Below are 19,395 nucleotides of genomic sequence, written 5' to 3'. Positions count from 1 at the left end.
CCCGATGGCGACGCCTCGTGCGCGACTATGAGCAGCGCATCGACGTCTCTCATGCCATGATCCTCGTCGCCATGGGCGGAAACCTGCTACGCAGAACAGCTCATCCCTGATTTTCCAAACGGACTCTAAGGAGTAAGTCACCACGCCTAAGCGTGAACCGGTCAGACTGGGTTATCGGAACATCGATTTCTTTGATGTCGGATAGATCAACGAATCCATCTTGAACATTAGCGACACGCAGATACGGCCTTCTAACGAATTCACCTCGTCTATTAGAGCTCTTAGAGAGGCCTGAACGAACTTCAGCAACATTTTGAAGCAGGCCTATCTGCCAACTACTCGGGCGGATCATTTTGCTGCCCCCGTCTTCCGCCCCTGGGCAGCCTTCTCCATCTCCTCCAGCTCGGCTATGTCGGTCTCATCCGCCGCAAGCGCTTCGGCGGGGCGGCGGCTCGCGTCGAACACCTCGAACCGCTCGGCGGCAAGCTTTTGGGCTACATCCATGCGCAGCCGTCCGGCGTGGGTCAGCACGTCGCGGTCGTTGAACGACAGGAAGGCATCCAGTTTGTCGGCCCATTCGGCCATGGTGACCGGCCGGCGGCGTTTCGCCTGGTCCTCGGCATAGTCGAGATACATCACGACGATGCGGTTGAGCTCCTCGACCTCCTCCGCCGCGAGGTAGTTCTTCGCGGTGCCGACATCGCCCTTGCGCACGACCGAGCCTTTCCAACTGGTCAGGCCCATATTTGCGGCTTTGGGGTCGCTGCGGCTCTCGATCAGCTCGGCGGCGGTCTTGCCCGTCACCGCCCAGAGCATCTTGTTCTGCACCTTCTTGAAGAAGGCGTGCGCCTGTTCGGACGTCTTGTCGTAGTCGATTGCGGTCGTGTAGAGGTCGCGCACCTTCTGGTAGAAGCGCTTTTCAGAGGCGCGGATGTCCCGGATGCGCGCAAGCCATTCGTCGAAATAGTCCCAGTGCTCGGCCTGTTTCAGCCGGGCATCGTCCATGGCGAAGCCCTTGACCAGGTACTCGCGCAGGACGGACGTCGCCCAGCGGCGGAACTGGGTGCCGCGCGGGGAGCGGACACGGTAGCCCACCGCCAGGATGACATCGAGATTATAGACCTTGGTGCGGTAGGCCTTGCCGTCCGCGGCAGTTGTCAAGGATTCCTTGACAACTGACTCTGCCACCAGTTCCCCGTCAGACAGAATGTTGTGGATGTGCAGGCTGACGTTCTGCTTGGAGGTGTCGAACAGCTCCGCCATCTCCAACTGGGTCAGCCAGACCGTGCCCTCCACGGCCCGCAAGCCTATCGTCGCGGCCCCGTCATCGGTGGTGTAGAGGATCAGCTCGCCCTCAGACATCGACGCCGAGCTCCTTCAGGTAGCCGGCCATCTTCGTGCGCACCTCGGCCAGTTCCGCCTCGATCCGCAGAATGTCCTTCTGCACGGCGGCGACGTCGATCTCTTCCTCCGGCTCGAAGGTGTCGACGTAGCGGGGGATGTTGAGGTTGTAGCCGTTCTCGGCGATTTCCTCCGGGCTTGCCCGATGCGAATACCGCTCGATGTCCGCGCGCGCGGCATAGGTCTCGAGCACCCTGGCCACATGCGCCTCGTCCATCACGTTCTGGGTCTTGCCCGGGCTGAACTCCTTGCTGGCGTCGATGAACAGCACATCGCGCCGGCTCTCGTTCGCGCCGCCTTCCTCGCGCGAGCGGTCGAAGATCAGGATGGCGACCGGGATCCCTGTGGTGGTGAACAGATTGGCGGGCAGGCCGACGACGGCGTCGAGCAGGTTCTCCTCGATCAGTTGCTGGCGGATGCGCCCTTCGGCGCCGCCCCGGAACAGCACGCCATGCGGTACGATCACCGCAACACGGCCGGACTGGCGTTTGGCGATCTCGATCATATGGGTGATGAAGGCATAGTCGCCCTTGGACTTGGGGGGCACGCCGCGCCAGAAGCGTTTGTACTGGTCGCTGTCCGCGTCCTCCGCGCCCCACTTGTCGAGCGAGAAGGGCGGATTGGCCAGCACGACATCGAAGCGCATCAGGTGGTCGCCCTCCACCAGTGCCGGGCTGTTGAGCGTGTCGCACCATTCGATGCGCGCGGCGTCCTTGGCATGCAGGAACATGTTCATCCGGGCCAGCGCCCAGGTCGCCCCGTTCACCTCCTGCCCGTAGAGGGCGAAGTTCTCCGACCCGACCTCCTGCGATGCCTGGATCAGCAGCGAACCCGAGCCGCAGGCAGGATCGCAGATCGTGTTGCCGGGCTGAGGTGCGGCCAGCTTGGCCAGCAGACGCGACACGGCCGTCGGCGTGTAGAACTCGCCCGCCTTCTTGCCCGCGTCCGAGGCAAAGCGCGAGATCAGGTAGATGTAGCACTCGCCGATGATGTCTTCGGTCACCCGCGACGGGCGCAGGTCGAGCGCGGGCTTGGCGAAATCCTCCAGAAGGTTCTTCAGGCGGCGGTTGCGATCCTTCGGGCGGCCGAGATTGGCCTCGGAGTTGAAGTCGATGTTGCGGAAGACGCCCTCGAGCTTGGCGCGGTTCGCATCCTCGATCTTTTCGAGCGCAATATTGATCAGCTCGCCGATGTTGGGTTCGCTCCGCTGGGTATGGAGGTCGTAGAAGCTGGCGCCTTCGGGGAGGATGAAGCGCTCACGCTCCAGCCGCCGGCGGATGCGGGCTTCGTCGCCACCGTACTGCTTACGGTAGGTCTCGACATGGTCGTTCCACAGGTCCGAGATGTACTTCAGGAACAACATCACCAGGATGTAGTCCTTGTAGCCTCCGGCATCGATGGCACCGCGGAAGGTGTCGCAGGCCGCCCAGGCGGTCTGATTGATTTGCTGTTGCGTGATCTTATCGGTCATCAGCCATTTTCCTTCCGGTCGGCGAGCTTTGCGGCCTCGCCGAGAATGGAGGTTACGAGATGTTCCCGGCGAGTGGCGAGTTGGTGGAGTAGGCGCCCCTCCTGTCGTGCCAGCGCGGCGAGTTCGACGATGAGGTTCTGCGTGCGCAGCTCGGGAACGGGGATGTCGAGGTTTTCGAGGACGGTCATCGGGATCATCCTGAGGCTGGTGCCTTGCGCTTCCGCGCCGAGCCTGCGCTGCGCATCCGGCTGGTTGATCGCCCAGGCAAGGTATTCGGGCAGGAGCTTCTCCCTGTCGGGACGGATGATCACCAACGGGACGATGACGACGATGGGCTCGGGCAACGTGTCGCGAATGGCCACCGCAGCGTTCGGCTCCCCGCGAGAGCGAAAGACCACTTCCCCTCCGCGGACGAAATAGTGCTGAGCCAACTTGCCGATTTCGTATCTTTGGAGGGGAAGGCTCAGCGTTTCGCCATTCGAGCTCACATCGCGCAACTGCAGCGCCGGCACACCGCCCTCCGGCTGTGGTTCGAGCCTGCCTCGTGCCGTGTAACCGGAGTGGATGTCGCAAACCGCAGCAAGTCGCATATCAAAACCTCTGTAGAGCGAATTACAGAACTAATCCCTTCAAGCCGTGCGAGTCAATGTCTTTGGAATGCTGTATGCGTCCTACAGAATTTTCTGTCTTGGCTGCATCCTTAATCGAGAATGTGCGGGAAGCGCTTTGGCGGAGCGTTCGTTGCGCTGTCAATTATTGTAGACGATTCTATCGTACATTGATCTGTCTCATTCAGGTTTCCTCGTCGTGACTGGTCGATTGGCTACGTGCGCTGCCCGGGCTGGTGTGGCATTTTGTAGAACTTTCTACAAGATCGCGATCTACAGGGACCTCGGCAGCTGAGAGGCTGATTGGCGATTGGGGCCTCGTTCCGCAGCGACCGGGATTGCAACCGTCCGTCGCCATTCCGTCAGCGGTGTGGATGCCGAGAGCAGTGGTCGCGGGCTGTACATGCCTGATGGGTTTGCGCGAGTGCCGTTCGCCACTTTTCCTGGGTTTAGACTTGAGCAATCCAAAAGGGTATCGTATTGTCATGTTCAGTTCAAACTTAGGTCTTCACATATGCCATCTACCAATAAGGCTGTTGCCTATCTGAGAGTGTCAACGAACAGGCAGAAGGAGGAAGGAGGCGGGCTTCGGCTGCAGGCAGAAAGCATTCAGGCCTATGCCGATGAAGCCGGGATCGAGATCCTTCATGTGTTTAGCGACGCTTATTCGGGCGTGGGAGAGGACAGCTACCGGAAGAGGCCGGGATTGCGTGAAGCGTTGGAGATGGCCCGCAAGAAAGGAGTGCCAGTCATCGTGGATTCGCTGTCTCGTTTGTCGCGCCATACTGCCACCGTGAACGACATCATAACGAAGGAGAAGATCGACGTGATTGTTGCACGTGATGAAACGTCGGATCGGCGTGCAGTGTTGGTCGCCCAGGCTCGCCGTGATCAGGCTCATGCGGAACGTATCAGCCAGCAGACAAAGCTTGGGCTTCAAAGGGCGAAGGAACGGGGTGCCAAGCTCGGTAACCGCACCAACCTGGATGAAGCGCAGAAGATGGGAGCGGCAGTCAACAAGCAGAAAGCAGAACAGGCGGCACAGGAACTTGCCCCTGTCGTCGATAAAATCAAGCAGAGTGGGTTGAGCACGAAGGGTGAAATTGCATCAGAACTCAACAAGCTCGGTTATCGTACAGTGCGCGGCGGAGAATGGAACGCAACCAACATTCGGCGGCTCCTTGAACGGATTGAAGCGCATAAGGAATTGAAAACCAGCGCATCCAATTCGAAATCTAGTGTGAGCGCATACAAGCGCAATCCTGATTGGGGAATGTTCTGAAATCTCGGAACCTTGCCATGTTGTCCGGGGATATTTGGTCGGGAGAGATCGGCACACAGGCAACAGACGTTTGTCCGCAATCTACGCCGGTACGGAAAGTGTTGTGCCTTCTTCCGGGGATCCTTCAGCCTCGCATGAGGTGCAAATAAACGACTGGTGGCTGGCTCCGGCACATTCAGTGCGTCCTCTCGCAGCATCCGGATGCGAAACTGTGCCTGCGTGCACCCCAAGCGATCCCGGCGTAGTGCCACGGGCAGCTGGTGTCGCTTTCTGAGGCGACCGGTCTTTGTGTCTTTACCGGTGCGTCCTGGTTCAATGATCAGGCCCGCGCCGATCCGCGTTCTGCGAAACCATTTGCGTGATTTCATGCAAATGGTTCACGGTTCGCGATAGACGGGAGCAGAGGGTGACGGTTCGGTTTGCATCATCCGGCCATCTGCGGGGATCGACCCTTCATGTATTGTCCTGGTGCCCGGATCTATTTTTCCGCGGCGAGACATCGCGCTCTGCCTCTTCGTTCGGCGCTGGGATGTCGCTTTCATGGCTGCTGACACGATGTCGGAGGCGCCCTTGCTGCTCTGGTTGACACAAAACGTCAGAATTCGCGTGGACATAGCACGCACATAATTCGACTTTTTCGGGCGTTTCAGTCTGAAAATCGAGCGTTTTGCGAGCAGATAACCGGCCAATTTCGGTGTTTTCGGCTCAGCGTTTTGGATTCGCCAAGCATCCGTTCAACATTATTCAACCCAGATTCAAATTAATTCTACCGCCAAAGGCTCCGGGGATAGAAGAGGTGCCACAGGTGGACCCATAAGCCATCCCCCTCAAGCATGCGAATTTCTTCTAGGACTTCGATATTTTGTGCCCGGGCGTCGATTTTCCATCCGGCGACTGGAATAATACCCGACAGGTTGTTCCGCGTGTCCTAGACTCTTGCTCATCAACAGTTATAGGAGCAGCCGGCGTCGCCATCGATCCGGCCCCGACGCCCGGGGGGCGGCCTGGCCTTGCCAAGCTGATCTCGGCCCTTCCGGTCCTGGCTGACCCCTTCAGCGGCGGGACGGTCAAGCAGATAAGCCTGCGCTTCTTGGCCGGGCGTTTCGCCAACGGTTTGCCGCGCGAACTCGTCGAGGAGCACTACGAGCGTTATGCCGTCCCGACCGCCGGCAAGGTCTACTGGGACGGCGTGCTTTCGGGCGGGGCCGGACCGATCACGTGGAACAGCACGGTGCGGCCGCCGCTCCTGTTGATTGCCGGCGGCCTCGACAGGAGCGCCGACCCGGGCATGACGAAGGCGATCTACGAGAAGCAGAGGCAGGCGACGTCCCCGACAGGCTTTAGGCTCTTTGCGGAACGCTCGCACTAGACCTGCATCGAACCGGGATGGCAGGAGGTGGCGGACACCGCCCTTGGCTGGGCGGAGCAGGTCGTCGCCCGCACCGATATCGGGTCCCATGCAAGTGTCATCGGCATCGCCGGTTAGAAGCTGCCGAAGAACCTGGAATCCGTCCGGCTGACGGAATGGCCTTTGAGGGTCGCTCTGCCCGCCGACAGTTCTCTGGCGAGGCCCGGCGATGTCCCGCGCGATGCGCTTGTCGGCGCCGGATTGGGTGTCGTCATTGTGCCTGTATCCGGCCGCGCCGGCTTTCCACGGAGCGCGCGCCGCGCCGGATTATTGCGGCGGCATTCCGGCCAGGCCCGTCTGGCCGGCGTCGGGAGATGCCGGCGACAGCGCCGCGATCACCGCATCGGTCGTGCGCTGGACGTGGACGGAAATGATCGCCGAGGCCCTCTCCACATCCCGTGCCATCGCCGCCTCGAACAGCGCCTCGTGCTCAGCATGGATGTTGCGGGTCCAAACGGTCTTAAGGCGGCTGAACCGGCGGTAGCGCTCGTGCTGGCGGAACAACTGCTCGCGCAGCCGCAACAGCCATGCCGAGCCGCAGGCCGCGACGGTGGCGTCGTGGAACGCGGAATTGTGCTTTTCCCAGAGATCGAGCGCCTTGATGCCCTGGTCCTCGCCCGTCTCCAGCCGCGACAGCCGGTGATAGGTGGTGATCAGCCGCTCCTCCCAGGCGGTGTCGCCGCGCGGGATGGAGCGCGACAGCGCCTCGACCTCGAGCAGCTTGCGCAGGTCGCCGATCTCGGCCGCGTCATGCACGGAGATCGGCGCGACGACGAAGCCGCGCTGGCCGATGACATGGACCAGGTGATCGCCGGACAGGCGCGACAGCGCCTCGCGCAAGGGGGCGGCGCCGAAACCGTAGCGCTGGCGCAAGATCTCGATCTTCAGCTTCTCTCCCGGCTTCAGGGTCCCCGATACGATGTCCTCGCGGATCGTGCGATAGGCGCGTTCCGCAATCGTCTTCTCCGGTCCCTGTTTATCGATAGCGTCCAAGCCCAAGCCTCCTGCACGTCAAACTGATAGCCTCTCGCGAAGAATACGCCAATCCAGCCAAAGTGCAATAATATCGATTTTTCGTTTGACACTATAAAAATATCGATATTCACTCCAGCCCCTGTCGCCAGGGACGAAACATGGCAAGGGAGAAGCGTATGGCCGCGCCGGGCAGGACTGAGCGAAGCAACGGGTTGCGGGGCCGGCTGATGCGGGCCAGCGACGCCGTCGCCTGGGTCGAGGCGCGCTTTGCCGGCGCCATCGTGCTGGCGATCCTCGCCCTGCTACTCACCAATGTCGTCTCGCGCGCCTTCGGTCGGCCGCTGATCTGGACTGACGAACTCGCCGTCTACCTGATGGTGCTCGGCGCCTTCGCCGGCGCCTCGCTCGGCATCGCCAACCGACAGCACATCGCCGTCACGCTCGTGTCCGATAGTCTCGGCCCACGCCTGCGCGCGCGCCTTGCCCGCGCGGTCGACACGCTGCTTCTCGCGCTCTTCGCGCTCTTCGCCTGGATGCTGTGGAACTGGTTCGACCCTGTCGGGGTGCTCTCGGCGGACAGCCTGCAGGCTTATTCGCGCGCCAGCTTCAACTTCCTGTACCAGGAACCGACGACGACGCTCGGCATGCGCAAGGTTTGGTTCTGGCTCATCCTACCCATCTTCTGCCTTACCGGCTTCGTCCATGTGCTCGCCCGCTTCGGCACGGTTTCGGAGCACGCGCAATGATCGGTGGCGGCTTTTTCCTTGCCTTCCTGATCGCCGGCGTGCCGATCGCCTTCGCGCTGATCGCACTTGCCGTCGTCATCATCCTGGCGGGCGGCAATCACATCCTGTTTCAGAGTTTCCCGCAGCAGTTCTTCGGCGGGCTGGAGAATTACGGCCTGCTGGCGCTGCCGCTGTTCATTCTCCTTGGCGAGTTCATGAACGAGGGCGGCATCGGCCGGCGGCTGATGGCCCTCGCCATGGCGCTGCTCGGCTCGGTGCGCGGCGGGCTCGCCTATGTCAATCTCGTCGCCAACATGATGATGGCCTCGATCCTCGGCTCCACGGTGGCGCAGATCACCATAATGTCGCGCATCGCCGTTCCGGAAATGGAGCGGGCCGGCTATCCGCGCGACGTCTCCGTGGCGATCACCGCGGCCGGCGGCATGCTGGCGCCGATCATTCCTCCCTCGATGATGTTCATCATCTTCGGTGTCATCGCCCAACTTCCCATCGGCGATCTCTTCATCGCCGGCATCGTGCCGGGCGTCATCATGTTCCTCGCCTTCCTGGCCGTCATCGCCTGGCTCGGCCACCGGCACGCTTTCCCCCGCAGCCGCACGCTCGACCTGCGCGAACGCGTTGTCGCGGTGCGCGACGCGCTGCCGGCGGCGGCCATCCCCGTCGTCATCATCGGTTCGATCCTCGGCGGCATCGCGACGCCGACGGAGGCAGCCGCCGTCGCCTCGGTCGCTGCCGTCATCGTCGGCATGTTCGTCTATCGCGAGATGTCGGTGATTGATATCTGGCCCGCCTTCATGCGCGCCGCGGCATCCTCTGCCGTTGTCCTGTTCCTGATTGCCGCCGCCGGGCTCTTCTCCTGGGTGATCACCTTCGAGAACGTGCCGGCCATCGTCTCGGCCTGGGTGCAGTCGCTGACCACGTCGCCGATCGTCTTCCTGCTGACAATCAACCTGATTCTGCTCTTTCTCGGCATGGTGACGGACCCGATCCCGGCGATCATCCTCGTCGTGCCGGTGTTCCTGCCGGTGGCGACCGGCGTCTACGGCATCGATCCGTTCCAGTTCGGCGTCATTGTCTGCCTCAACCTGACGGCCGGCCTTCTGACGCCGCCGGTCGGCACGGGCTTGTTCACCGCCGCGCTGATGGGCAATGTGCGGGCCGAGCGGCTGGCGCGGCTGATCCTGCCCTTCTTTCTCGCCGCCGCGCTCGTCATCGTCGCCCTGTCCCTGTTCCCGATGCTCTCGACCGGCCTTGGAGCAGCGCTGCAATGACCCGCGTTGCGGTCATCGGCGGGGGACTGATCGGGGCGGGCTGGGCCGCGGCCTTCGCCGGTGCGGGCCTTGAGACGCGGGTCGTCGATCCGGATCCGGGCGCATCTTCTCGCGTGGCCGCCACCTGGGAGCAGGCGCGCGGGGTGCTTGCCCGGCTCGGCACGCTTGCGGACGGGGCACGGCCCCCGGCGGTGGTCGCGACATTTCCGCAAGGTGATGTCGATCTCATCCAGGAGGCTCTGCCCGAGAACCTTCAGCTCAAGCAGCGTGTTCTTGCCGATGTCGAGCGAAGGGCCGGGCGGGAGACGATCATCGCCTCTTCCTCGTCCAGCTTCACCGCGGACGCCATCGCGGTTGGGCTGAAGCGGCCGGACCGTCTCCTGATCGGTCATCCCTGCAATCCGCCCTATCTGATGCCGGTGGTCGAGATCGCTGGCGGCACGGCCACATCGGCCGACGCGATGGCGATGGCACGCGCGATCTATGAGGCGATGGGCAAGACGGTGCTCGAACTAAGGAAGCCGGTGGCCGGGCATCTGGTCAATCGGCTGCAGGCCGCCATTTGGCGCGAGGCCGTGCACCTCGTCGCCACCGGCGCCGCCAGCCTGGAGGACACGGAGCGCGCTGTCACCGAGGCGCTGGCGCCGCGCTGGTGCCGCCTTGGCCCGATGAGCGTCTTCGCTCTGGCCGGTGCCGAGCGGGGCATGGCCGGCTTTCTGGAAGCTCTCGGGCCGCAGTTCCAAGCGCTGTTCGACGATCTCGGCGCGCCGGTTCTCGATGCCGACACCTGCCGGACCATCGCCGAGGCCTACAAGACGGCGGACCTGCCGCCGCTTGCCAGCATCGCCGCCGACCGCGACGCGACCTTGCCGGTCCTGCTCGAACAGGTGGCGAGAATGAACCATGAGCGTGACAGCCCCCTCTAAAATAACGAGAAAAATTCTTTTTCCGTAAAAATATCGATTTTTTCTTGATCTTTGAAAAATATCGATATTTCATGGAGGCACGACCGGCGGATCCTCGCATCCGCACGGCCGAGTGAAATGGGAGGTAGGACATGCAACGCTTCAAAGGCGCCGCGCTGGCAGTATCCATCCTGGCTATGACCGTCGGCCCGGTGGCCGCCGAGCAATACCGGCTCGGGCTGATCACGCCGCCGCCGCACCAGTGGACGGTGACCGCGACCGCCGCCGCCGAGGAGATCAAAGCCCGCACAGAGGGCCGGGTCGAGATCCTGGTGTTCCCGTCGGGCCAGCTTGGCAACGAGGCGCAGATGCTGCAGCAGCTGCAGAGCGGTGTGATGGACTTTGCCTTTTTCACGCTGGGCGAGTTCGCGAACCGCGACCCCAATTACGGCATCTTCCTCGCCCCCTACATCGTCAAGGACGTGGCCGGTGCGCGTGAGCTCCTGAAGGGCAAGACCGCGACCAAGCTGCTCGACGGCATGGCCGATTTCGGCCTTGTCGGTCTCGGCTGGGGCATGGCCGGCATGCGCATGATCGTCACCCGTGGCGAAACCGCGACGGTCGAGGACTTGAATGGCAAGAAGATCCGCACGATCCCCTTCGCGCCTGAACTCGCCTTCTGGGAAGGCCTTGGCGCGGCTCCGACGCCGATGCCGCTGCCGGCGCTCTATGACGCCTTCGCCAACGGCCAGGTCGACGGCATGCAGATCGATGTCGAGGGCACCTGGAACTCGAAATACTACGATCATGCCGGGTCCATCGTGATCTCCGACCACATGATGTTCCCGATGGCCGCCATCGCCTCGGGGCGCAAGTGGGGCACGATCGCCGAAGCCGACCGCGCCATCGTCGAGGAGGTCTTCGCGACGCGGCTCGACACGCTGGTCGCAGGCTATGCCGGGATCGACGCCGACTATCGCGCCAAGCTGGAGACGACAAAGGTTCCGGTGATCCAGGTCGGCCGCGAATGGTTCGGAGACGCCGTCGACCAGTGGTACGCGCGGTGGCGTGAGGAAGCGCCGCTCCTCAAGGAGCTTGAAGCCGAAGCTTCCGGGATGTGACTTTCGCACCTCAGATCCCGCACGCGGGCGGCGCCGTCGCCCGCGTGCGCCCAGAACGCAAGGAGCCGACGATGAAGTACCGTGACCTCAGATACCTGCGTGTGGCCGTCGACAATCTCGACGAGGCCGCGCATTTCGCACGGGACGTCTTCGGCCTCCAGGCGTGCGACCGCGACGACGAGCGTGCCATGTTCCGCTCGGATGATCGCAACTATTCGCTCTGCATGTCCACGGCGGGCGACGGCGAGGCGATCGCGCTTACCGTGGCGCGCGAGGAGGACCTTGGCGCGCTCGCGGCACGGCTCGAGGCCGCCGGATACGCGGCGCGCATGCTCTCGGCCGACGAGGCGCGCCTGCGCCAGGCCAAGGCGGCGCTCGCCACCGAGGCGCCGAACGGCGTCGCCGTCGAGATCGTCTGGCGGCCGCTGACCTCCGGCTGGCGCTATCACGGTCCGCGCGATGCCGGCATCACCGATTTCGGCGCCGTCCAGCTTGCCTGCACCGACGTTGCCGCCAACGAGACCTTCTTCGTCAAGGGGCTCGGCCTGACGGTGTCCGATTGGGCCGGCGACACCGCCTATCTGGCCCTCGACGAGGCGCATCACCGCATCGCGCTCTACCCGTCCGGCCGCGACGGCATTCTCGGCGCGGCCTATGAGGTGGACGCGAAGGACAGCCTGATGCGCAACTGGTACTTCATCCAGAAGAGCCAGCTTCCGATCCTCGCCGGTCCGGACCGGCAAGCCGCTTCCGGCGCCATCTACGTGACGACGCGCGGCCCCCGCGGCCTCTTGATGAGCTACATGACCGGCATGGAGAAGGGCCCGCAGATCGCCGCGCGCGGCCCGCGCCAGTTCGCCGACACGGCGGCAAGCCACGGCCAGTGGGGCTCGGTGACCGAGCAGCCGGAATTCCTGGGAGGAGGCGCGCGATGATCGAGCTGAAGGACGTCGTCTATTGCCGCCTCGGCACCGCCGACCTGGCCGGCGCGGAATGGTTCGCAACCAACATCCTCGGCCTCGAGGTCTCCGAGCGCCGCCGAGGCGCCACCTATTTCAAGTCCGACGAGCGCGCCCACACGCTGTGCTACTTCGAGGGCGACCCGGCCGACCAGGTCACCGCCTTCGAGCTCGGTCGCGGCGAGGACCTGCAGACGGCGGCCGCCACGCTGGAGGCGCTCGGCCACCACGTCCATTACGGAACACGCGAGGAATGCGAGGCGCGCCTCGTGCGCGAGTTCATCCGCTTCCGCGATCCGACCGGCAACGCCATCGAGTTCGTCGTCCGTCCCGAGACGACCGGCCGCCGCTACTACGGCACCCGCGATGCCGGCATCACCGGCTTCTCCCATGTCGGTCTCTGCACCACGGACGCGGCACGGGACGAGGCGTTCTGGACCAGCGTCTGCAACGCCCGCGTCTCCGACCGCATCGGCGACGCGCCGCTGATGCGGCTCGGCACCATCCACCATTCGATCGCGCTATTTCCCTTCCACAAGGCGGGCATCCAGCACATCAACCACCAGGTCGGCGGCACGGACGACATCCAGCGCTCCTTCCACTTCGTCTCCGACAACCAGGTCAAGATCACCTTCGGACCCGGCCAGCATCCGACCTCGTCGGCCGAGTTCCTCTATTTCACCGGCCCGGACGGCATGACCTTCGAATACTCGACCGGCGTCTGCGAGATCCACGACGAGCCGCTCTGGCGCGACCGGCAGTTCCATTTCGAGCCGAAGGGTTTCTGCAAGTGGGGCTCGGCGCCGCGCATCGCCGCCTTCGACAACGCCAAGGGCGACGGCGGGCAGGGCTGATGCGCGATCTCTCCGTTACCGTCCGGCTGGCGGCGCGCGCGCTCGCCCGCGCCGGCCTTGTTCACGCCTACGGCCATTGCTCGGCGCGCATCGACGCGGAACGCTTTCTCGTCTGTCCGGCCGAGCCGATGGGCCTGATCGCGCCGGGTGCCGAATGCACCGAGGTGCCGGTCCACGGGCCTCTGCCTGAGGGCGTGCTCGGCGAGGTGCGGCTGCACCAGCAGATCTACCGGCGCCGGCCGGAAGCGGGCGGTGTCGTGCGCTTCATGGGCCCGAGCGCGATGGCGCTCGGCGCGACCTCGACCGTCCCTGCCATGCGCCACGGCTTCGGCACCTATTTCGCTCCCGCCGTCGGCCTCTGGGACGACGTCCAGCTCGTCCGGGACGATGTCCGCGCCGTCGGCGCGATCGACGCGATGGGCGGAAGCGCCGGCCTGCTGATGCGCGGCAACGGCGCGGTGACCGCGGGCGCCAGCCTTCAGGAGGCGACGGTGCTTGCCTGGTATCTGGAGGACATGTGCCGGGTGGAGCTGGCCGCGCGCGCGGCCGGGCTCGCCGAGGCCCCGGCGATATCTCAGGCGGAGGCGAGCCAGCGGGCGACCCGGGCCGGGCGCATCGTCGAGCGCATGTGGGATCATCTGACAGCGGCGGATCCGGAGACGGCTCCCAAGGAAAAAGGCGGCGCAACGTGACCGAATTCAGGAATTTCATCGACGGCCAGTTCGTGTCCGGCCGGGGCGACGGCTTTGCCAACCACTTTCCGACCACCGGCGAGGTGATCGGCGAGATCCGTGCCGCCGACAAGGCGCAGGTCGATCAGGCGGTCGGCGCCGCCCGCGCCGCGCTGAAGGGCCCCTGGGGCCGGATGAGCGTCCCCGAGCGCATCGGCCTCCTGCGCAAGCTTGCCGAAGGCATCAACGCGCGTTTCGACGATTTCCTCGCCGCCGAGATCCGCGACACCGGCAAGCCGCGCTCGATCGCCAGCCATATCGACATCCCGCGCGGCGCCGCCAATTTCAACGTCTTCGCCGACCAGGTGGCGACGCTCGGCACTGAGAGCTTCGCCATGCCGACGCCGGACGGCACCGGCGCGCTGAACTATGCGGTGCGCACGCCGCGCGGCGTCATCGCCGTCATCTGCCCCTGGAACCTCCCGCTTTTGCTGATGACCTGGAAGGTCGCCCCGGCGCTCGCCTGCGGCAACACGGTCGTCGTCAAGCCGTCCGAGGAAACGCCCGCCACGGCAACGCTGCTGGGCGAGGTGATGAACGAGGTCGGCATTCCCGCCGGCGTCTACAATGTCGTGCACGGACGCGGCCCCGGCTGCGCCGGCGAGTTCCTGACCACCCATGCGGATGTCGACGGCATCACCTTCACCGGCGAGACCCGCACGGGCGAGGCGATCATGGCGGCCGCCGCACGCGGCGTGCGTCCGGTCTCGCTCGAGCTCGGCGGCAAGAATCCCGGCATCATTTTCGACGATGCCGATTTCGACAAGACGATGGAGGGCATCGGCCGCGCCTGCTTTGCCAATACCGGCCAGGTCTGCCTCGGCACCGAGCGCATCTACGTGCAGCGCGGCATCTTCGACAGGGTCGCGGAAGGCCTTGCCGACAAGGCCCGGAGCTACCGCTTCGGCGATCCGTTCGACACGGTGACGACGATGGGGCCGGTAATCTCGGCGGAACACCGCGCCAAGGTGCTGTCCTTCTACGACAAGGCCCGGAGCGAGGGCGCGAACCTCGTCGCCGGCGGCGGCGTGCCGGATCTGCAGGGCTACGAGGGCGGTTACTGGGTCGAGCCCACCGTGTGGACCGGCCTGCCCGAGACCTCGCCGGTCATCAGCGAGGAGATCTTCGGTCCGTGCACCCATCTCACGCCCTTCGACACCGAGGAGGAGGCGATCGCGCTCGCCAACAACTCGCCCTACGGGCTTGCGACCTCGATCTGGACGGAGAACCTGACGCGGGCGCACCGCGTTGCGGGTCAGGTCGAGGTCGGTATCAGCTGGGTCAATTGCTGGTTCCTGCGCGATCTCAGGACGGCGTTCGGCGGCTCGAAGGCGAGCGGCATCGGTCGCGAGGGCGGCATCCATTCCATGGAGTTCTATTCCGAACTCCGCAACGTCTGCGTCAAGCTCTGAGGATTTGAGGACATCATGCTGAATGAAGCACAGCGCGCGGAGGTTGTTGCCTCCCTGCTTGAAAGCCATCGCACCAAGGTGCAGGGCAAGCGCCCTTCCGAGATGTTTCCGCAGATCGAGATCGAGGATTCCTACGCGATCTCCTCCGCCGTCGCGGAGGAGCGGGTCAAGGCGGGGCGCAGGATCGTCGGCCACAAGATCGGCCTGACCTCGAAGGCGATGCAGGCCTCCTCGAAGATCGACGAGCCGGACTACGGCTATCTCTTCGACGACCTCGTCCTTTCCGACGGCGCCAAGGTTCCCTTCGACGCCTTCTGCGTGCCGCGCGTCGAGCCGGAGCTGACCTTCATCCTCAAGGAGCCGCTGAAGGGGCCGGGCGTCGGCCTTGTCGACGTGCTGCGCGCCACCGAATGGGTGGTGCCCTCGATCGAGATCATCGACGCGCGCGTCACCGAGCCGCGCCGCATCTACGACACCGTCGCCGATAACGGCGCCGCCGCCGGCATCGTGCTGGGCGGCCGTCCGGTGCGCCCGGACGCGGTCGACATGCGCTGGGTCGGCGCGGTGTTCTACCGCAATTCCGAGATCGAGGAGACAGGCCTTGCCGCCGGCGTGCTCGGCCATCCGGCGATGGCAATCGCCTGGCTCGCCAACAAGATCGGCCCTTTCGGCACGACGCTGGAGCCCGGTCACCTGATGCTGTCGGGTTCCTTCACGCGGCCGGTCTGGGCGGCCAAGGGCGACACTCTGCATGCGGATTTCGGCCCGCTCGGCTCTGTCGCGGTGCAGTTCGTATGACCATGCCGCAAAACCGCTTCAAGTCGCGCCTGCTGGCCGGCGAGCTGCAATGGGGCCTGTGGAGCTCCCTTGCCAGCCCCGTCGCCGCCGAGGCTCTTTCGCTGACCGGCTTCGACTGGATGCTCTTCGACACCGAGCACTCGCCGGTCGAGATCGCCACCCTGCAGTCGATCCTCCAGGCCGCCGCCACCGGCACCGCGTCCGCCGTGGCGCGGCCCGCGTGGAACGACAAGGTGCTGATCAAGCGGCTGCTCGACATCGGCATCCAGACCCTGCTCGTGCCTTTCGTCGAGACGGCGGCAGAGGCGGAGGCCGCGGTGCGCGCCACCCGTTATCCCCCGGACGGCGTTCGTGGCGTTGCCGGGGCCACCCGCGCCAGCCGTTACGGTACGGTGCCGAACTACCTGCAAGAGGCCAACGCCGAAATCTGCGTCCTCGTCCAGATCGAGACGGCGCAGGCCATGGCCCGGCTTGACGAGATTGCGGCGGTCGAGGGCGTCGACGGCGTCTTCATCGGCCCGTCGGATCTTTCCGCCTCGATGGGGCATCTCGGCAATCCGGGCCATCCGGACGTGCAGGAAGCGATCCGCGCAGCAGCGCAGCGCATCGTCGCCGCGGGCAAGGTTCCCGGTATCCTTGCCACCCGCGCGGAAGACGCGCTCCGCTACCGTGACTGGGGCTATCGCTTCGTCGCCGCGGGCGTCGACACCGGCCTGCTTGTCGGCTCGGCACGGGCCCTGCTACAGGCTGTTTCCGCCCGCCCCCTGTAGGACGGCCGGTTGCAACGTCGGACCACCTGCTGCTGCGCGACAAGCTGATCGGCCACTCCCCGCGGATCGGCCTCATCTGCGAGACGATCGCCCGGGTCGCGCAGCTGCCGACCTCGGTGCTGATCACCGGCGGGTTGTCGACCGAGGCCATGGTCGCCCATGTTCTGGTCAGCAAGTATGCTGATCACCTTCCGCTCTATCGCCTGGCGCAGATTTACAGCCGCCAGGGTGTTGATCTGGATCGCTCAACGTTGGCCGATTGGGTCGGCCGGGCCACCTTCGAGGTGCGCCCGGTCTACGATGCCTTGATGGCGGACCTGAAAAGGTCATCGAGGCTGTTCATGGACGAAACCCGCACACCGGTGCTCGATCCTGGGTCCGAAAGACCAAGACCGGATACTTCTGGGCTCTGGTCAGAGACGATCGACCCTGGAATGGCACCGCACCACCCGGTGTTGCCTCGCGGGCTCCGCTGGGAGGATGTCGACCTCTCGCGTTCGATCATTCAGGTGCGTCAGCGCGCGGACCGGTTCAATAAGATCGGCAAGCCTAAGTTCTCCTTCCACGCGCTTCGCCATGCTGCGGCCTCGCTCTTCATCAAGCAGGGCTGGCCGGCAAAGAAGGTGCAGACGATCCTCGGCCACTCTTCGATCACCATGACCTTCGACGTCTATGGTCATCTGTTCGACAATGCCGAGGACTATGTGGACCTGTTCGTCAAGCTCGAGGCGGATCTCGAGGCGGCCTAGAGGGCGATGAGATCCCGATGCGATGCGAATGCCCGGTCGACAGGGGCTGGCTTCAGTTGCGAGAGCTGCGTCCTTGTGCGTAGGATCGATTGCCTCGAACCGAGTTCTGCAAAGGAGATATCCATGGCTTCGGCCCACGACGACGATGCTTCCAAGAGCCCTGACGACACTCCTTGCGATGAGCAGCGTCGTGCGCCGCGTTTCAGCATGGAAGAGATCAAGCGGCGGCGCCGGAACGGTCAGAAGACTCGTTCCCTCAGCGACATCATTGACAAGGCTTTCGTCGAGCATGCCGAGACGCTGAGGAGGCTTGGCGAGTAGCATGTCTGAGCCTCTTCAACCCTTTCTGGTTTGGCTACCGCGACCCTGAAGTTTCCCTGGATGTGTTGGGGCAGCGCCGGTCAGCTGGCCGATACGGAGTGATAAGTGAAAAGGCGGCGGTTGCTGCCGGGGCTGCCTGCCTCCTCGAAAAATAGAGTTATGCAGCCCGCGGTATGAGGCCAGCCAGGATCGTCCGCCTTGCAAGGACCGCCAGGAGGTCGGAGCGCGTCACAATTCCGATGATCCGACCATCGGACAGAACGGGTGCAGCTTGAACGCCGCTGTCGGAGAGAAGCTGCGCAAGAATGCCGATCCCGTCTTCCGGCGCCACGATGGACGTCTCTGCCGTCACGCGCGAGCGCACCGCCGCGCACATTTTCCAACATGCCCAAAAGCGCTGAGGAGAAACGGTCCCGTCGCAAGAGCGCGTCGGCACGTGCGCGCTGGATCAGATCGTTCTGGCTGATGAGTCCGGAAGCCGGCCATCATTGTCGCTCACTGGCAGTGTCTTGAACCCGTGCACCCGAAAGAGGTCGGCGACGCGGCCGAGCCGGGTTTCCTCCGTGACGCAAACGAGGTCGCGCGACATGACGTCAGAGCAGGTCAGGTCATCGAAATATCTGCGGGCCGCCTCGGCTTCGGCTGCAGCGAGAATGCGCCCGAAATCTTCCGCTCCGATATTGGCGCTCAGGTTGAAACGGTCGAGAACCGCCGCCAGGTCGTCCGCCGACAATCCCAAGCGACGTTCCGGGCTGGCATCAGCTGTTGCGTGCTGTCCTGCCGGAGCGGGTTTGACTGTCGCAAGCGCAACGGCCGCTCCCGGCGGATGCATCGCACGCAGAAGTGCCATGGCCAGGATGGCACCTCCGACACCCAGTCCTGCTGACAATTCTGTGCCAAGGTTGAGACTCAGGATTGCGACGGCCGCAAGGGCCGATACGGAATTCTCAACGACAGCTGACCAGGGTTGCGCGAGCGGAGAGTTGGGGACTGCAAAGACCAGAAAGGCTGTTGCGCCAAGCGGCGCAATCAGCAGAAAATCCGAGGAACCGCCGCGCCAGGCTTCCAGAGCAAGGAGAACGATGCCGCACACGGCAAGGCCAAGTCCGGCTCCCAGGGCCGCACGTAAGGTCTCCGCTGGCTTGGGGCGCGACATGGCTGGACCGAGCGCCCTGATCATGAGCGCACCCCGGATTTTCAAGCGGTTGCGAAGCGGTGCCGTGGCCGGTCTGGCGGCTGCGGCTGGATCTGATTTTACATGAGGACTGTGCGGCATGTCTGAGGTCATCGTCATAAAGAGAGATCGTCGCATCCGGATGTACGAGGCGCAAAAGGCGACGAACACACGGTGCTTGCCGCATACCTGATCGGTTCGAGGCAGCTCCGCAGCCATCCAGCTTTCAACGCCGACCGCAAAGGAGTGGCGCCTGGGGGGAGAGCCGGCAACGGAAAAGGGCGACAGGACCATTTCCATAGCGTGAGTGTCCTAGGGCCAAGACTCATAACCAGTAGCTGACTGTTGCGGCGATGCAGACGGCGGCGAGGAAGTTCCGGGCGAGCCGATCGTAGCGGGTTGCGATGCGGCGGAAGTCCTTGATGCGACAGAACATGCG

Annotated in this window: 20 protein-coding genes and 3 pseudogenes; 16 read left to right on the top strand and 7 right to left on the bottom strand. The window is 64.2% G+C overall.

The window, feature by feature from the left end; translation table 11 throughout:
* A pseudogene (locus tag TSB10GB4_RS00725) lies at positions 1-110 on the top strand (IS5/IS1182 family transposase); the annotation flags it as partial.
* A gap of 238 nt (positions 111-348) precedes the next feature.
* Here TSB10GB4_RS00725 and TSB10GB4_RS00720 read toward each other — a convergent pair.
* From TSB10GB4_RS00720 to TSB10GB4_RS00710, 3 genes are read right to left on the bottom strand one after another with little or no spacing between them, the layout of a single operon-like run.
* Positions 349-1,362, bottom strand: coding sequence for a virulence RhuM family protein (locus TSB10GB4_RS00720; protein ID WP_186394165.1), 1,014 nt, complete (start codon positions 1,360-1,362; stop codon positions 349-351).
* Positions 1,355-2,872: a type I restriction-modification system subunit M gene (locus tag TSB10GB4_RS00715; RefSeq protein ID WP_186394164.1), complete on the bottom strand. Its 1,518-nt coding sequence runs from the start codon at positions 2,870-2,872 to the stop codon at positions 1,355-1,357. Before TSB10GB4_RS00715 ends, TSB10GB4_RS00720 begins: the two co-directional genes overlap by 8 nt.
* Positions 2,872-3,462, bottom strand: coding sequence for a restriction endonuclease subunit S (locus tag TSB10GB4_RS00710; protein ID WP_186394163.1), 591 nt, complete (start codon positions 3,460-3,462; stop codon positions 2,872-2,874). Before TSB10GB4_RS00710 ends, TSB10GB4_RS00715 begins: the two co-directional genes overlap by 1 nt.
* A gap of 532 nt (positions 3,463-3,994) precedes the next feature.
* Between TSB10GB4_RS00710 and TSB10GB4_RS00705 the strand changes: the two genes are divergently transcribed.
* Both TSB10GB4_RS00705 and TSB10GB4_RS00700 read left to right on the top strand, forming a co-directional pair.
* Complete coding sequence (locus TSB10GB4_RS00705) at positions 3,995-4,762, top strand: recombinase family protein (protein WP_186394162.1); 768 nt, start codon at positions 3,995-3,997, stop codon at positions 4,760-4,762.
* 1,090 nt (positions 4,763-5,852) lie between these two features.
* The gene (locus TSB10GB4_RS00700) at positions 5,853-6,131 is read left to right on the top strand and encodes a hypothetical protein (RefSeq protein ID WP_186394161.1); all 279 of its coding nucleotides are present in this window, start codon (positions 5,853-5,855) and stop codon (positions 6,129-6,131) included.
* Positions 6,132-6,437: 306 nt separating this feature from the next.
* Here the strand turns inward: TSB10GB4_RS00700 and TSB10GB4_RS00695 are convergent, their stop codons facing one another.
* Positions 6,438-7,163: an FCD domain-containing protein gene (locus tag TSB10GB4_RS00695; protein ID WP_208984312.1), complete on the bottom strand. Its 726-nt coding sequence runs from the start codon at positions 7,161-7,163 to the stop codon at positions 6,438-6,440.
* Positions 7,164-7,372: 209 nt separating this feature from the next.
* Between TSB10GB4_RS00695 and TSB10GB4_RS00690 the strand changes: the two genes are divergently transcribed.
* The 13 genes and pseudogenes from TSB10GB4_RS00690 to TSB10GB4_RS00630 all read left to right on the top strand — a co-directional run bounded on the left by TSB10GB4_RS00690 (position 7,373) and on the right by TSB10GB4_RS00630 (position 17,782).
* On the top strand, positions 7,373-7,891 hold the full coding sequence (locus TSB10GB4_RS00690; protein ID WP_186394160.1) for a TRAP transporter small permease: 519 nt from the start codon (positions 7,373-7,375) through the stop codon (positions 7,889-7,891).
* Positions 7,888-9,162 (top strand): TRAP transporter large permease, encoded by a 1,275-nt coding sequence (locus tag TSB10GB4_RS00685; protein ID WP_186394159.1) that lies wholly within the window; start codon positions 7,888-7,890, stop codon positions 9,160-9,162. Before TSB10GB4_RS00690 ends, TSB10GB4_RS00685 begins: the two co-directional genes overlap by 4 nt.
* Complete coding sequence (locus tag TSB10GB4_RS00680; RefSeq protein ID WP_186394158.1) at positions 9,159-10,088, top strand: 3-hydroxyacyl-CoA dehydrogenase NAD-binding domain-containing protein; 930 nt, start codon at positions 9,159-9,161, stop codon at positions 10,086-10,088. Before TSB10GB4_RS00685 ends, TSB10GB4_RS00680 begins: the two co-directional genes overlap by 4 nt.
* Before the next feature lie 131 nt (positions 10,089-10,219).
* Positions 10,220-11,188: a TRAP transporter substrate-binding protein gene (locus TSB10GB4_RS00675; protein ID WP_186394157.1), complete on the top strand. Its 969-nt coding sequence runs from the start codon at positions 10,220-10,222 to the stop codon at positions 11,186-11,188.
* 71 nt (positions 11,189-11,259) lie between these two features.
* Entirely contained in the window at positions 11,260-12,123 is an 864-nt protein-coding gene (locus TSB10GB4_RS00670) for a VOC family protein (RefSeq protein ID WP_186394156.1), read from the top strand.
* Positions 12,120-13,001, top strand: a complete 882-nt coding sequence (locus TSB10GB4_RS00665; RefSeq protein ID WP_186394155.1) for a VOC family protein — start codon at positions 12,120-12,122, stop codon at positions 12,999-13,001. Before TSB10GB4_RS00670 ends, TSB10GB4_RS00665 begins: the two co-directional genes overlap by 4 nt.
* On the top strand, positions 13,001-13,693 hold the full coding sequence (locus TSB10GB4_RS00660; protein ID WP_186394154.1) for a class II aldolase/adducin family protein: 693 nt from the start codon (positions 13,001-13,003) through the stop codon (positions 13,691-13,693). Before TSB10GB4_RS00665 ends, TSB10GB4_RS00660 begins: the two co-directional genes overlap by 1 nt.
* Positions 13,690-15,144 (top strand): 2-hydroxymuconic semialdehyde dehydrogenase, encoded by a 1,455-nt coding sequence (locus tag TSB10GB4_RS00655; protein ID WP_186394153.1) that lies wholly within the window; start codon positions 13,690-13,692, stop codon positions 15,142-15,144. Before TSB10GB4_RS00660 ends, TSB10GB4_RS00655 begins: the two co-directional genes overlap by 4 nt.
* Before the next feature lie 15 nt (positions 15,145-15,159).
* The gene (locus tag TSB10GB4_RS00650; RefSeq protein ID WP_186394152.1) at positions 15,160-15,942 is read left to right on the top strand and encodes a fumarylacetoacetate hydrolase family protein; all 783 of its coding nucleotides are present in this window, start codon (positions 15,160-15,162) and stop codon (positions 15,940-15,942) included.
* Entirely contained in the window at positions 15,939-16,712 is a 774-nt protein-coding gene (locus TSB10GB4_RS00645; RefSeq protein ID WP_186394151.1) for an HpcH/HpaI aldolase/citrate lyase family protein, read from the top strand. Before TSB10GB4_RS00650 ends, TSB10GB4_RS00645 begins: the two co-directional genes overlap by 4 nt.
* Before the next feature lie 119 nt (positions 16,713-16,831).
* Positions 16,832-17,172 (top strand): annotated as a pseudogene (locus tag TSB10GB4_RS00640) (transposase); the annotation flags it as partial.
* Positions 17,147-17,461 (top strand): tyrosine-type recombinase/integrase, encoded by a 315-nt coding sequence (locus TSB10GB4_RS00635; RefSeq protein ID WP_244296395.1) that lies wholly within the window; start codon positions 17,147-17,149, stop codon positions 17,459-17,461. The pseudogene TSB10GB4_RS00640 and the gene TSB10GB4_RS00635, both read left to right, overlap by 26 nt.
* A 123-nt stretch (positions 17,462-17,584) precedes the next feature.
* The gene (locus tag TSB10GB4_RS00630; protein ID WP_186394149.1) at positions 17,585-17,782 is read left to right on the top strand and encodes a hypothetical protein; all 198 of its coding nucleotides are present in this window, start codon (positions 17,585-17,587) and stop codon (positions 17,780-17,782) included.
* A gap of 157 nt (positions 17,783-17,939) precedes the next feature.
* Here the strand turns inward: TSB10GB4_RS00630 and TSB10GB4_RS24000 are convergent, their stop codons facing one another.
* From TSB10GB4_RS24000 to TSB10GB4_RS00615, 3 genes and pseudogenes are all read right to left on the bottom strand, one after another.
* Positions 17,940-18,158 (bottom strand): CBS domain-containing protein, encoded by a 219-nt coding sequence (locus TSB10GB4_RS24000; RefSeq protein ID WP_371328837.1) that lies wholly within the window; start codon positions 18,156-18,158, stop codon positions 17,940-17,942.
* Between the two features lie 72 nt (positions 18,159-18,230).
* The gene (locus TSB10GB4_RS00620) at positions 18,231-19,256 is read right to left on the bottom strand and encodes an HPP family protein (RefSeq protein ID WP_186394147.1); all 1,026 of its coding nucleotides are present in this window, start codon (positions 19,254-19,256) and stop codon (positions 18,231-18,233) included.
* Between the two features lie 25 nt (positions 19,257-19,281).
* Positions 19,282-19,395, bottom strand: a pseudogene (locus tag TSB10GB4_RS00615) (IS5/IS1182 family transposase); the annotation flags it as partial.

Origin of the sequence: Stappia sp. TSB10GB4 (assembly GCF_900185745.1) — a bacterium.
Classification (GTDB): domain Bacteria; phylum Pseudomonadota; class Alphaproteobacteria; order Rhizobiales; family Stappiaceae; genus Stappia.
The sequence above is the reverse complement of the archived record's forward strand: the minus strand, read 5'-3'. Positions and strand labels throughout refer to the sequence as shown.

Excerpts from the sequence above, each read along its gene's own strand:
- TSB10GB4_RS00720 (WP_186394165.1), bottom strand. The coding sequence starts at position 1,362 with ATGTCTGAGGGCGAGCTGATCCTCTACACCACCGATGACGGGGCCGCG.
- TSB10GB4_RS00715 (WP_186394164.1), bottom strand. The coding sequence starts at position 2,872 with ATGACCGATAAGATCACGCAACAGCAAATCAATCAGACCGCCTGGGCG.
- TSB10GB4_RS00710 (WP_186394163.1), bottom strand. The coding sequence starts at position 3,462 with ATGCGACTTGCTGCGGTTTGCGACATCCACTCCGGTTACACGGCACGA.
- TSB10GB4_RS00705 (WP_186394162.1), top strand. The coding sequence starts at position 3,995 with ATGCCATCTACCAATAAGGCTGTTGCCTATCTGAGAGTGTCAACGAAC.
- TSB10GB4_RS00690 (WP_186394160.1), top strand. The coding sequence starts at position 7,373 with ATGCGGGCCAGCGACGCCGTCGCCTGGGTCGAGGCGCGCTTTGCCGGC.
- TSB10GB4_RS00685 (WP_186394159.1), top strand. The coding sequence starts at position 7,888 with ATGATCGGTGGCGGCTTTTTCCTTGCCTTCCTGATCGCCGGCGTGCCG.
- TSB10GB4_RS00680 (WP_186394158.1), top strand. The coding sequence starts at position 9,159 with ATGACCCGCGTTGCGGTCATCGGCGGGGGACTGATCGGGGCGGGCTGG.
- TSB10GB4_RS00675 (WP_186394157.1), top strand. The coding sequence starts at position 10,220 with ATGCAACGCTTCAAAGGCGCCGCGCTGGCAGTATCCATCCTGGCTATG.
- TSB10GB4_RS00670 (WP_186394156.1), top strand. The coding sequence starts at position 11,260 with ATGAAGTACCGTGACCTCAGATACCTGCGTGTGGCCGTCGACAATCTC.
- TSB10GB4_RS00665 (WP_186394155.1), top strand. The coding sequence starts at position 12,120 with ATGATCGAGCTGAAGGACGTCGTCTATTGCCGCCTCGGCACCGCCGAC.
- TSB10GB4_RS00660 (WP_186394154.1), top strand. The coding sequence starts at position 13,001 with ATGCGCGATCTCTCCGTTACCGTCCGGCTGGCGGCGCGCGCGCTCGCC.
- TSB10GB4_RS00650 (WP_186394152.1), top strand. The coding sequence starts at position 15,160 with ATGCTGAATGAAGCACAGCGCGCGGAGGTTGTTGCCTCCCTGCTTGAA.
- TSB10GB4_RS00645 (WP_186394151.1), top strand. The coding sequence starts at position 15,939 with ATGACCATGCCGCAAAACCGCTTCAAGTCGCGCCTGCTGGCCGGCGAG.
- TSB10GB4_RS00635 (WP_244296395.1), top strand. The coding sequence starts at position 17,147 with ATGGCACCGCACCACCCGGTGTTGCCTCGCGGGCTCCGCTGGGAGGAT.
- TSB10GB4_RS00630 (WP_186394149.1), top strand. The coding sequence starts at position 17,585 with ATGGCTTCGGCCCACGACGACGATGCTTCCAAGAGCCCTGACGACACT.
- TSB10GB4_RS24000 (WP_371328837.1), bottom strand. The coding sequence starts at position 18,158 with ATGTGCGCGGCGGTGCGCTCGCGCGTGACGGCAGAGACGTCCATCGTG.
- TSB10GB4_RS00620 (WP_186394147.1), bottom strand. The coding sequence starts at position 19,256 with ATGGAAATGGTCCTGTCGCCCTTTTCCGTTGCCGGCTCTCCCCCCAGG.